The sequence below is a fragment of the Streptomyces sp. NPDC058697 genome (genome assembly GCF_042715345.1).
Classification (GTDB): Bacteria; Actinomycetota; Actinomycetes; order Streptomycetales; family Streptomycetaceae; genus Streptomyces; species Streptomyces liliifuscus.
Map to the genome: position 1 here is coordinate 229,986 of NZ_JBHXSU010000007.1, position 13,238 is coordinate 243,223.

General features: G+C 73.1%; 2 protein-coding genes. One reads left to right on the forward strand and one right to left on the reverse strand.

The genetic code is table 11. From position 1 onward, the window contains the following. Positions 1-153: 153 nt before the first annotated feature. Positions 154-12,570, reverse strand: coding sequence for an amino acid adenylation domain-containing protein (locus ACFWXQ_RS19320; protein WP_386268660.1), 12,417 nt, complete (start codon positions 12,568-12,570; stop codon positions 154-156). Between the two features lie 266 nt (positions 12,571-12,836). On the opposite strand from ACFWXQ_RS19320, the gene ACFWXQ_RS19325 reads away from it, so the two are divergent. After that, positions 12,837-13,154, forward strand: coding sequence for a hypothetical protein (locus ACFWXQ_RS19325; protein WP_383953463.1), 318 nt, complete (start codon positions 12,837-12,839; stop codon positions 13,152-13,154). The last annotated feature ends 84 nt before the right edge of the window (positions 13,155-13,238 follow it).

A 13,238-nucleotide genomic window follows, 5' to 3' on the forward strand; every position in this document is an offset into this window, starting at 1 on the left:
GGGACTGGTCACGGGCCTGGCCCTTCGACCGGCTCGTACCCGGCCCTTCGACCGGCTCGTACGGGGACCGGCGGCCGGCGCGGGGCGGTGTCGGCCACCCACGCCCGCCGCCCGCTGCCCACCGACCGCGCCTGCCGCCCGCGTCGGCACCCGTCAGCGTTTCCTCGGCACACCGGCCGCCAGCTCCGTGCCGACGACGTGCCCGAGCAGGTGGAGCGGGGCCGCCGTCACCCCGGCCCGTTCGACGGCCCGGGCGTAGGCGTGAGCCGTCTCCTGGTCCACCAGGCCGTGCACCAGCGGCAGTTCGGGCAGTGCGGCTCGGAGCAGTGACTCCGTACGACAGGAAGCGAGGGTGTCCTCGATCCAGGGCTGGGCGAGGTAGCCGGCCGCCGCCGCGGCGGGCAGTCCCTCGGCGGGCTCACGGCGGGTGCGGCCGATGTGGAGCAGCCCGCCGCCCAGGACCAGTACGTCCTGCCGCTCCCGCATCCGGGAGAGTGCCCGGGCGGTGTCGAAGCAGTGGGGGAACGAGTCGTCGATCACCGTGGTGCCGGGCTTCAGCCGGTCCACGTCCAGGACCGCGGCGCTGCCGCTGATCGCGGTCACGAGCAGATCGGCCCCGTACACCGCGTCCGGCAGTGCCTGCCGGGACTCCGCCACGTCGACCTCGTCGGCCAGCCCTCGCTCACGCAGGTTCCGGGCCAGTTCCGTCAGTCGTGGTCCGCTGCCTCGTACGTCGCACAGCAGAAGCCGCCGGGGTGGACGGGCGACCCCTGAGAGGAGCAGTTCCAGCGAGGAGGAGCCGATCGAACCCAGCCCGACGAACGCGACATCGAGATCCGCGAGCTTCTGGCCGGTGGCGTCGAGGGCCGCCTGCACCGTCCTGACCACCGACACAACGGTCGCGGCGTGGCCTGTCGTCACGGCCGCCGCCCCCTCGACACAGGACAGCACGTCGAAGCCGTAACCGGTCAGCGACGGGATCATGCCCGCCAGTGAGACGCAGCGCGCGCCGAGCGAAGAAGCCAGCGACACCGCGCGGCCGGTGTGCCGGACGAGGCCGGGGTCCCGGCCGAGTTCGTCGGCGAAGAGCGGCACGCAGACGAAGCCCGACCGGCCCAGTGGCGTCTCCACCGTCTCCAGGAGGCGCGGCGCGCCTTCGGGGAACAGCATCGCGCGCAGCTCGGCGCGTGGCAGCGCCCCGTCGGGCAGGCCCGCCAGCCGCGCCAGATGGTCGGGGGAGGGCAGGTACCCGACCAGCGCCGCGTCCATCGTCTCCCGATGCCTCTGCCGTCGAACCGCCGACCCAGGGCTTGACGCCCGCGTCAGCCGGGCCCGGATCGCGTGCGCGAAGCCGTCCAGCGCGGGCGGCGAGAAGGCCCTCGCGGACCCACGGAGCGTCACACGCAGCCCGTCCCCGTCCGGCCGCACCGCCATGAACACGTCCGTCGCCGTCGACGGCGGAGCGAACGCGCTGTCAGCGTCCTCCCACGACACCGTCAGCGTGCCGCCACCGGGGGCAGCCAGCGCGGAGAAGTCCAGGAAGGTGAAGAAGAACTGCGACGTCAGCGGCAGCCCGTTGGCGTGCCGCGGCAGGACGTCGTCGTGGGTCCGTGCCTCTTCGGCCTCGGCGACGATCCGGCGCAGGGCATCGCCGAAGTCTCCTTGCCTCGGCTCCTGGCCCGCCGCGGCGCCCGGCCGCACCGGTACGGCCGCGGCGAACGGGCCGAAGATCCGGTGCACGTCCGGCAGCGGACGGTCCCGCCCGCTCACCGCCAGCCCGAGGACCAGGTCCGCTTGGCCGGTCGTCTCCGCCAACTGCTGGTAGTAGGCGGTCAGCAGGGGCGCGTACAGGGTGGCACCCGCTTCAGCCGCGAGCGCGCGGAGCGCTGCCGTACGACTCGCGTCGAGCACGAACTCCGCCGAATGGAAGGCGGGGGTGGCGCCGCCGATAGTCGTACTGCTGCCGCTGGTGTCGTCGGGGGCGCGGAGCACCGGGGGCCGGTACGGGACACTCAGCCGGGCTCGCCGTTCCGCGGCGTCAGGCGCTGAGCCGCATCCCGCTTCCGCTCCCTCTGCTGCCGTTCCGGCTTCGATGCCCGTCTCGGTCAGCAGCAGACAGTGGTCGCGGAAGGTGGCGCGAGGTGTGGGCAGTTCGGCGGTGCGGTCGGCGGTCAGCAGGTCGTACGCGTCCGTCAGTTCCCGCATGAGCAGTGCGGCGCTGTACCCGTCGCCGATGAGGTGGTGTGCGTGTACGAGGAGGACGTGCTCGTGCGGAGCCAGGGTGAGCACCCGAAGTCGCAGCAGGGGCCAGGTCCACGGCTCGAAGCGTCGGCCGGCCTCGGCCGTGGCCCGCTCGTCCACGTCACCGCGGTCGCGGAGCGTCTCGAAGACGACCGGCAGTCGCAGCGAGCGCGGCAGTTCCTGCTGGACGGGCGGCCGCGCGCCCGAAGGGAAGACCGTGCGCAGCATCGCGTGGCGTTCCACCAGGAGGTCCACCGCGGCTTGGAAAACCTCCTGGTCCAGGGGGCCGGACAGCCGCAGCCGTGCCAGCCAGGCGCCGCCGCCCGGTGAGAGCTCCTCGGCGAGGAGAAATCCGCGCTGGCCCGGTGTGAGGGGGAAGGGGGCCGTGTGGTCCTCACGGGCCGAGCGGGAGCGCGTGGCGGTGACCGTCCCCGTCCCGCACGCCGGCCCGGCGGCAGCATCCACCGCCGTGTCAACCGCTGCGTCCATTGCCGTGTCCACTGCCGTGGCGAGCGCGGCGAGAGTGCGGTGCCGGTAGACGGCGGTCGGCCTGGGCAACGGTCCCTCCTGCTCCCCGAGCCGGGCGAACACCTGGAGGACGAGCATCGAGTCCCCGCCGAGGGCGAAGAAGTCGTCCTCCCGGCAGACCGTGTCGACCTCCAGCAGTTCGGACCAGATCGCCGCCAGCCGCCGTTCGGTGGGCGTCGCCGGGGGAGTGCCCCGACCGGCGGGCATCGACAGTGCAGCCGGTGCCTTGCCCGCACGGTCCACCGGGGCCGTTGCGCGGTCGGACAGGGCGCGGCGGTCGACCTTGCCGGTTCCGGTCAGCGGCAACGCGTCGACGACCGTGATGCGTGCCGGGATCATGTACGGCGGCACGATGTCCGACAGGTGCCGGCGCACATCGCGGGTGTCCGGCCGGTCGGAATCCGGCCGGTCCGAATCGGGCTGGTCGGAAGCGGGTCGGTCGGAATCGGGCCGGACGGTCACGAACGCCAGCAGCCGCCCTTCGCGCGCGATCACCGCGGCCCGTGCGATGCCGGGGTGCGTCTGGAGGGCCGCTTCGACCTCTCCCGGTTCCACCCGGTTCCCACGGATCTTCACCTGGTCGTCGACACGGCCCAGGAACTCCAGGATGCCGCCCTCGCCGAGGCGTACCCGGTCCCCGCTGCGATACCAGCGGCGACCGTCGCGTACGGCGAACGCGCGGGCCGTCAGGTCCGGCTCGCCCAGGTAACCAGGTGTCAACCCGACGCCGGCGATGAGCAGTTCGCCGAACCCGCCCGGCCCGCACGGCCTGCCGTCGGGGCCGACCACCTGCAGGTTGGTACCGGCTACGGGCCGTCCGATCGGCAGCAGTTGTACGTCATCGGCGGGGCGGACGTCGATGACATGGCAGGTGGCGTTGACGGTCGCCTCCGTGGGCCCGTACAGGTTGGCGATCCGTGTGCCTGTTCCGAACAGGTCGAACCACCGGCGTACGTGCGCGGCGGGCAGCGCCTCGCCTCCGACGTGCACCCAGCGCAGCGCCGACAGGTCCGGTCGGCCCGCCCCGCGTCGCCCCTGCTCCTCGGCGGCCGACAGCAGTTGCTCCCACAGCGTCGGCACGGAGCTCCATACGGTGATCCGCGCCCGCTCCACGTACGCGAGCAGCAGCTCGGGGTCGCGCCGCAGGTCTGGCGGCACGGTCACCACGGTGGCGCCGACCAGGAGCGGTGCGAGCAACTGGCGTACGGAGGCGTCGAAGCACGGCGACGCCGTCTGGGCCAGGCGGTCCTGCGGGCCGTAGCCGAAGGTGGTGACTGCCCAGTCGAGGTAGTTCTCCATCGCCCGGTGGGTGATGGGTACCGCCTTGGGGCGGCCGGTGGATCCGGAGGTGAAGATGACGTACGCGATCGCCTCAGTCTGAGTCTCCGCCTCGGTCTCGGCCTCCGCCGCGGACGCGGGGACGGCGGCCTCTGTGGTCGGCAGATCGTCGACGGCCACGGCCCGAACTCCGCCGAGGGCGGCGGCGGTTGACAGCGTCGAGGCATGGCAGACGACGACGGTGGCACCGGTGCGGGCCAGCTGAACCGCCAGCCGTGCCGTGGGGTGGCCCGCATCCAGCGGAACCCAGCCGGCACCGGCCCGCAGGATGCCCACCACGCCGATCACGGTGTCCGGGCCCGGCTCGGTGAGGAGTCCGACCAGGTCGCCCGGACGCACGCCGAGGGCCCGCAAGCGCGCGGCGAGCAGAGCCGATGCGTGGTCGAGGCCTGCGTAGGTGAGTGTCGTCGCTCCGTCGTCGACCGCGGTTGCCGTGGGCGTGGCACGGAACCGGTCGAGCAGCCGGGCGACCAGGCGCGAGCCGCCGCCCGATCCTGCGAGCGCCACGGACGCCACGGCGGAAGCCGGGGAAGCGACCTCAGCAGATGCGAGAGCAGGCGCAAGAGCAAGCGGAGGCGTAAGAGCAGGCGCAGGCGCAGGCGGTGCGGGGAGCGCAGACAGCGCGGCCAGTTCCTCCAGTTCCGCGCGGTACTCCCGGTCCAGACGCGCCACCGTCCCCCGCTCGAAGAGCGGCAGCGGGAAGTTCCACGACATACGCAGCACAGGGCCGTCCGCCCAGCACAGCAGGCTCAGCCGGGTCGCGGCCGACCCGGTGCCGGCCGCGGTCGCCCGCACGTCCACCGGGCAGTCGGCAGCCAGGCGGGCCGGGAACCGGGCGAAACTGAAGCCCGCCGGGCTCGCCGTGCGGGGGCCGCCGTCCGCGCCGGACAACAGCCCGGCCAGGTCAAGGCTGCTCAGGTCGGCGTGCCGCTCGCTCTCCAGCCATTCCCGGCGCAGCCGCGCCGCCAACGCCACGAGCGGCTCCTCCGGGTCCGCCTCGCACAGCAGTGGAAGCGTGTCGGCCAGCGGACCGACAAGCCGGTCCACCCCGTCGAACCGGTCCTCGCGCCGGGCCCGGGCGACGTTCACGGCGATGTCCCGGCGGCCCGTCCACCGCACCAGGCAGCGCACGTAGGCAGCGAGCAACAGGTGGAACAGCGATACGTCATGCGTGGCGGCCAGCCGTTCCAGGCCGGTGGTGAGGGCAGAGTCGAGTACGCCGTGGTGTTGCACGAGCGGGCCCGACGGAGGTGCGTCGGGATCGCCGTCGTACGGCAGCCGCAACGGTTCGCCCCGCCCGGCCAGGCGTTCCGCCCAGTAACGCCGTGTGTCGTCCAGGGTGTTGGAACCGGTGGAGTGGACGCGCGCTGCCGCGTACGTCGCGAAGTCCAGCGGCGGCGGGAGCAGTTGGGGACGTTCTCCGCGCCAGAGCGAGGTGTACAGGGCCCACAGATCCTCGGCCAGGACGTTCAGGCTGTACCCGTCCGCCGCCGCGTGATGGACCACCAACAGCAGGTGAGCGAGGCTCGGTTCCTGACGGAGTACGACGGCCCGCACCGGCGGTTCGACGGCCAGGTCGAAGGGCCCGTTGCACAGGGCCGATTCGACGTCGGCCACGCTCTGGGCAGTCCCCTCGCGCACCTCGTACCAGCTCTGCAGGGGCATCGTCGGCGCCAGCCGCTGCATCGGCGTGGCACCCGCGCCGTCGATACGCAGCCGCAGCATGCCGTGCCGCTCGGCCAGCGCTGTCAACGCCCGGCCGAGGACGTGGGTGTCCAGCGGGCCGCGAATCGTCAGGCGCAGATGGCCGCGGGCCGGGACGTCCGGGTGCAGTCGGCTGCTGGTGTAGAGCGCCAGTTGTACTGAGGTGAGGGCGAAGGGCGTGCCGTCGGCCGCCACGGGTGGAAGCTGGGCGCGGAGAGCGTCCCGCCGCCCCCGCTCGACGGCATCACCATCAGGATCAGGATCGGCCCCGGGTCCGGGATCGGGATCGGCCACGGTCTGCGCGTCCAGGTGGGCGGCCAGCTCGCGCACGGTCCGGTACTCGAAGAAGAGCGTGGTGGGCCATGGCCGTCCCGTCCTGCGCTCCAGCCGCTTGACGAGGTCGACGGCGCCCAGCGAGTCCAGCCCGAGCGACAGGAACGGGGCGTCGTCGTCGACGGCCGACGCCGGTACGCCCAGCGACTGCGCAAGCAGTTCCCGGAGCACGGAAGCGAAGCTGAAACTGCAGTCCGAGTCCGAGTCCGAGTCCGAGTCCGAGCCGGAGCCGGAGCCGGCCCCGGAGACGGAACGGGAGTTGGAGACGCACGTCGGCCCGTCCGCGCCGGAGGGCTGACGTGCCGCCGATGAAGAGGCCCGCGGCGGCGATATCACCGCAGGTCGCCCCGGCGAGCCGCCAAGGACCGGCCCCCGTACGGACGTCAGGTCGGCGAGTACCAGTTGCGCCGCGTCCATGTCGCACGCCGAACGCAGCGCGGCCAGCGCGGTGGCGGTCGCCAGCGGACGACTTCCGACACGCGCGAGAGCGCCGGCGCCGGCGTCGGCGCCGAGCGAGGGGGTCAACGACGAGGCGAGTCCCGTCTCGGCGAACGGCCCGAGGTTCACCGACAGCCACGGTCGTCCGGCCCGCCGCTCGGCGGCGGCGAAGGAGTCGAGGAAGGCGTTCGCGGCCGCGTAGACGCCGAGCGCCCCGGCCAGCCCGGGCAGCACCGAGGACACGGAGGAGAACGCCACGCACACCCCGGGACGCTGGCCGTGCCGGAGCAGTGCCTCCGACAGGAGCATCGTGCCGAGCGTCTTCGCCTGAAGCGCATCCACTGCTTCCTGTACGTCCGTCGCGCGCAGGCTCCCTGGCCGCACCACTCCGGCCGCGTGGAAGACACCGTCCAGCGCGGGCAGTTCGGCGACGAGCTTGTCGACATCGTCCTGCGCCGCGAGGTCGGCCGGGTGGTAGCGGGCATCTGCGCCGAGCGCCACGAGTTCCTCCACCAGGCCCTCGGGCGGCTGAGGAGAACGGCCCGTGAGGATGACAACCGGACGCCCACGGCCGGCGAGGTCCCGGGCCAGGGCGGAACCGATGCCCCCGCAGCCGCCCGTGATCAGAAAGGTGCCGTCGGCGGGCAGCCACTCCCCGCCGAGGCGCGTCTCGGCCGTCTCGGCCGGTTGCGGGACGACGGTCCGTACGAGCCGCCGCCCCTCCCGCCAGGCGACCACCCCGGCCGCCTGCGGCGCCGCAGCCTCGCCGAGGACGGCCCGGAGCCGTTGCCCGGCGTCGTCGAGGGAGGTCAGGTCGATCCAGTTCGCCACCACGCCGGGGAACTCCTCGGGCACGGCCAGGGCGAGGGCACCCAGCACTGCCTGTGCCGGATCCGAACGCTCGGAGCCGTGCCCGGTGACGTGCACGTCCTCGGTCACGACCAGCAGACGACTGGCTCCAGCCCGTTCGAGCAGCGCGAGCGCTTCCCGGAACGTCGTGACCCACCCACGCTGCATGCGCTCGAACTCGGCGGCCGTCGTCCCGTGCCTGGCCGGCCCGGCGAGCAGGATCACCGTCTGCGCCTGAACGACTCCGAAGTCCGTGGTCGCGTCCACGCCCCGCCCCGCGAGCTGTTCCGCGAGTTCGCGCGCCGCCGTCGCGTCCGGGCCGGTCACCAGTACGGGTCCGGCGGGAGCGTCGTCGGCCAGGGGCGCCGCCTGCCACGTCAGGCGGTGCAGGAGCCCGTCCGCCGAAGCATCGGGCCAGTACCGGCGCCGCTGGTAGGGGTAGGGCGGCAGCGGCACACGCCGACGGCCCGCGTCGAGCGCCGTACGGTCCAGCGTCACGCCCCGCGCCCAAAGGCGCCCCACCGTCGCCAGCAACTCCCGCGCCCCGCCCGGGGTACCGCCCTCGGCGGCCCCGACACGGTCCGGTTCCCCGGGCGCGGACACGACGAGCGCACGACTGCCGTCCGTGTCGTCGGCCCGGTGATGGGCTGCCGCCGCGCGGATCGGGCCCGCGAGGTTCTCGTCCGGCCCGAGCTCGACGAACGTGTCGTAGCCCTCGTCGAGCAGCCGTGCCACGGCCCGGCCGAACAGCACCGGCCGCAGGGCGTGTTCGCGCAGATGGTCCGGGTCGATGCGCGGCTGCCACTCGGCGGTGAGCGTGCTCATCACGGGCAGGTCGGCAGCGCCGGCGTCCAGGGTGCGTGCCGCGTCTGTGAGGGCCTGCGCGACCGGCTCCATCAACGGTGAGTGAAAGGCGTGCGACACCCTCAGCGGGCGCACCACCGCTCCCAGACCGGCGAGCTTCTCCGCCGCCCGCTCGACCGCATCGGGGCTGCCGGAGATCACCAACCGGCCGGGACCGTTGTACGCGGCCACCGCGAGCTCGCCCGGTGCCGCGGCCACCAGGGCCGCCACATCCTGTTCGGCGGCTCCCCGTACGGCCAGCATCGCGCCCGGCGCGGTCAACGTGCCCATGAGCCGCCCGCGTTCCGCAGCGAACCCCACCGCGTCGGCAAGCGACAGCGTCCCGCCGACACAGGCGGCCGCCAGCTCGCCGACGCTGTGTCCGACGAGTGCGTCGGGCCGTACGCCCCAGGCCATCAACTGCCGGGCGAGGGCCACCCCGTGGGCGATCAGCAGCGGCTGCGCCACCTCGGTGGAGGCCTGTGCTTGCGGATCCACCTCCGCGTCCACGCACCAGGACGTCAACTCCCGTCCGTGTACGGCGCCGACGCGGGCCGACGCCTCGTCGAGCGTGTCGCGGTACACCGGTGCCGTCGCGTACAACGCACGGCCCTGGCCCGGCTGCAGTGAGCCTTGGCCGGGGAAGACGAAGACGGTCCGCGGCCGGTTCGCCACGGTTCCGGTGATCACTCCCGGCGGCCGGCCGTCACTCGCGGCGGTCGCCTCGGCGAGCCGTTCCCGGAGGTCCCCGTCGGCCACGACGGCGAGGCGGTGCGGCCCCTCGTCCCGAGCCGTGGCCGCCGTCAGACAGACATCGCCCTCGTCGAGTTCCGGGTGGTCGCGCAGATGGTCCGAGAGACGGGACGTCCAGGCGGCCAGACCGTCCGCACTGTGCGCCGAGAGGGTCAGCAGGTGCGGACCGCCTACCTCGCGCGGGGCAGGCGAGGAATCCGGGGTCGGCGGTGCCTGTTCCAGTACCGCGTGCGCGTTCGTGCCGCCGAAGCCGAAGGCGTTGATGCCCGCCCTGCGCGGACCCTGCGACTCCCAGTCGGTCAGCTCGGTGACCAGGGCGAACCCGGAGCGCTCGACCGCGGGGGAGGGCGACGTGTGGTGCAGCGAGGCCGGCAGTCGGCCGTGCCCGAGAGCCAGCACCACCTTGACCAGCGAGGGCAGGGCGGCCGAGTTCAGCAGGTGTCCGACGTTCGTCTTCACCGAACCGAGCAGCCGCGGCCGCCTGTCCGGATCGGCCGGGAAGGCCTGCGCCAGGGACCGCAGTTCGATCGGGTCGCCGACGGCCGTGCCCGTCCCGTGGGCCTCGACATACGTCACCGACCGTGGATCGACGCCGCAGGTCTCGTACGCCCGGCCGATCACCTCGTGCTGTCGCAGCGGATTGGGTGCCATCAGGCTCAGGGAGGTGCCGTCGTTGTTGACGGCTGTGCCGCGGACGACGGCCAGGATCTCGTCGTTGTCGCGGCCCGCTTCCTCAAGTGGCCGCAGGACGAGGGCAGCTCCGCCCTCGCCGGGTACGAACCCGTCGGCCTCGGTGCTGAAGGCGCGGCTGCGGCCGGTCGGTGACAGGGCCTGTGCCGACTCCAGTGCCTGGTAACCGTCGGGCGTGAGGTGGAGGTTCACGCCGCCGACGACGGCGAGGTCGCACTCCCCGTCCGCGAGGCTGCGCCGGGCCAGGTGCAGCGCCACCAGACCCGACGAGCACGCGGTGTCCACGGCGAGCGCCGGCCCGTCGAGGTCGAGGCAGTGCGCGACACGGGCGGCGACCAGGTTGGGCAGGTTCCCGGTCAGGGCCGTGGCCGCGGGTGGCGTACCGGCCGGGGCCGCGTCGGCGAGGATCTGCCGGTAGCCGCTGTCTCCGACGGCGGCGAAGACGCCGACGCGCAGCCCACGGCGGCGGGTTCCGGCGTAGCCGGCCCGTTCCAGTGCCTCGTGGGCGAGTTCGAGGAAGATCCGCGCCTGCGGGTCGAGCGTGCGGGCCTCCTCGTCGCCGATGCCGAAGTGCCCGGCGTCGAAGGCGGCCGGGTCGTCGAGGAAGGCCCCCCAGCGTCCGCCCGAGCCGGGGGACACCTGCTCGCCCCTCTCTGGCGGGGGCGCGCCGTCCCAGCGGCCCGACGGCACGGTGGTGACGGCGTCCCGTCCGGCGGCCAGCAGGTCCCAGAACTCCTCCGGTGTGCTCGCACCGGGGAACCGGCAGGCCATCGCGACGATCGCCGTCCCGGGTGTGCCGGCTCGGACGGGCACCGGCCCCTGTCCATCGGCCCCCTGTCCATCGGCCCCCTGCCCATCGGCGGCGTACGACCGTCGAACTGACGGAACGTCAACTGTCGCCAGCAGCTGGTCGGAGAGCGTGTTGACGGTGTCATTGCGCATCACGGCCGGAGCGAGGGTGACGTCGAGGGCATGCTCCAATTCGGCGAGCACTTCCATGGCTTTGAGCGAGGTGCCGCCCAGATCGGTGAACCGGTCCCGGTCCGTGAAGGACGCCTCCGGTCGTGCGAGTACGCGCGCCCACACGTCGCGCACCAGCTGCCGTACGTCGGCGCGCGAACGGGGTGGCGCCGATCGCCGTACGCCGTCAGGTTGCCGCGGCCCACCCGCCGCTCCGCCAGGGCCGGACGAGGCAGCAGGCTGGTACGAGCCCGCCTCGAAGCGGGCCCGCATCCGCTGCCGCTGCAGCTTGCCGCTCGTGGTGCGGGGGAAGGCCGACGGCGGGAGAGCGAGGACGCGCACGTCGTCGTGGCCCAGTGCTCCACGAACCCGCCGCGCGACCTGGTCAAGTACCTCCGTCGCGGTGCGCGGCGGACGGCTCCAGGACACGAACACCACGACGCGCTCGCTCCCGGTCACCGGGTCGGTCGAGCCGACCACGGCCGTGAGGCCCGCAGGCAGCCCGGGCGTCGCGGCCGCCACCTCCTCCATGTCCGGGGCGTGGAAGGTGCGGCCGTTGAGGAAGAGGACGTCCTTGTGGCGGCCGCTGACACACAGTCGGCCGTCCCGAAGGAAGCCGAGGTCCCCGGTGCGCAGCCAGCCGTCCGTGAAGGTCTGCGCGGTCGGCTCGGGAAGCCGGTGGTAGCCGCGCGCGATCTGCGGGCCGCCGACCTCGATGTGACCCACCCGCCGGTCACCCAGCGGCCGGCCGAGGTCGTCGGTGATCCGCACCGCGCAGCCGGGCACCGGTACGCCGACGTCCATCACTTCCACGGCGTCGCCGCCAACCTCCCCGTCCACTTCCACCGCCCGGCCACGGCTGAGAGCGGCCCGGTCCAGTACCACGGGTGCCGCCACTTCGCCGAGCGGCGGGAAGGTGACGGCCAGGGTCGACTCGGCGAGCCCGTAGACGGGCGTGGCCGCCCGGGGGTCCAGTCCGGTCGGCCGCATCCTGGCCGCGAAATCACGCCACACCGTCGCCGAGATCGGTTCGGCCCCGACCAGCATCAGCCGCACCGTGCGCAGGTCCACGGCGGCGAGTACCTCGTCGGGGACCCGGCGGACGGTCAGGGCGAGCGCGAAGTTGGCGGCCGACAACACCGTGGCCCGGTGCGCCGCGGCCACGTCGAACCACAGGCGCGGCGACTTCGCGAAGGACAGGGGACCGATCTTCACTTGCTTCGCCCGCACGGCCAGCGGCGCCAGATGAGTGCCGATGAGACCCATGTCGTGGAAGTAGGGCATCCAACTGACCACGACGTCATGCTCGTTGAGCCCCGAGGCGGCGGCCATCTGCCGCAGGTTCGCCAGAACCGCCGCGTGTGTCAGCTCAACCCCCTTGGGAGACCCGGTACTTCCGGAGGAGAACTGCAGGAAGGCCAGATCGTCCGGGCCCGGCACGACCGGCACGACCGGCACGACCGGCACGACTGGTGCGGCCGGTTCGGCGCGCTCCCGCAGCGTCTCCAGCCGCAACACCCGTACACCGTCGGGCAGTTCGGCAGCCACCCCCGCGCAGGCCGCGTCCACCACGACGGGCGGACGGCCGAGGTGCTCCCACACCGGGGCGACCCGACGCGCGTCGGGTGCGAGAGGCACCGGCACCAGGCCTGCGGCGAGCGCGCCCCAGAACATCGGCTGGAAGTCCTCGCTGCGGTCCGCGAGCAGCGGCACACAGGTGCCCGGCTCGACGCCCGCTCCGCGATAGCCACCTGCGACGCGCAGGGACTCGTCGAGCAACTCCCGGAACGTGACCGCCAGTTCGCTGCCGTCCCCACGGACATGGACGACGACCTGCTCAGGGGCCTGGCGGGCTGCGTCCAGCAGTACGTCGAACAGCGATGCAGTCTTCATGGGTCCGTTCGTTCGTGCGTGGGTGAAATGAGCCGGAACAGCGGTGGGTCAGGCCGGGTGGCGAGCCGAAGGCCCTTGACCTCGTCCTTTCGTTCATTCGGGAGCCTGCCGGAGCCTGTGTCCCGTTTCATGAGTACGCATACTCAAACGGGGTTCCGTATCGAACCACTGTCCGAGGCGTCGGCCGGGCGGGCGGTTCGCATTCCCGGCCGAAGGCGGGGAACGTGGAGTACATGGGAGACCGGGCGTCCTCGTAAGGAGTTCCAGTGACCACGTACGTCATCACCGTTCCCGGCACGTTCGTCCGCAGCGTCTCCGACGCCGTGCGCTCCGGCATCGAGGACAGGCTCCGGCCTCGTGACCCGCAGAACACGGACCTGGGCGAGAGCGAGGAACTGAGCCTGCTGACCGTCGAGGAGGGTGGCATGTTCTCGGCCAGGATCGAGGTCGAGGCGGCGGACCGCTCCAGCGCCGAGAGCGAGGCGGTGGGGCTGGTGTCGAAGGCTCTGCGCGACAGCGGATTCACCGAGGACGACGCCCCGCTGGGGCAGGCGGTCGTCACCGGCATCGACAGCGAGTTCTGAGAAGGCACAGCCTCACACGGCCAGGCACACCCCACCCGTACGTGCCCAGCCCCACACGGCCGGGCACGTACCCGCGCAGCGGCT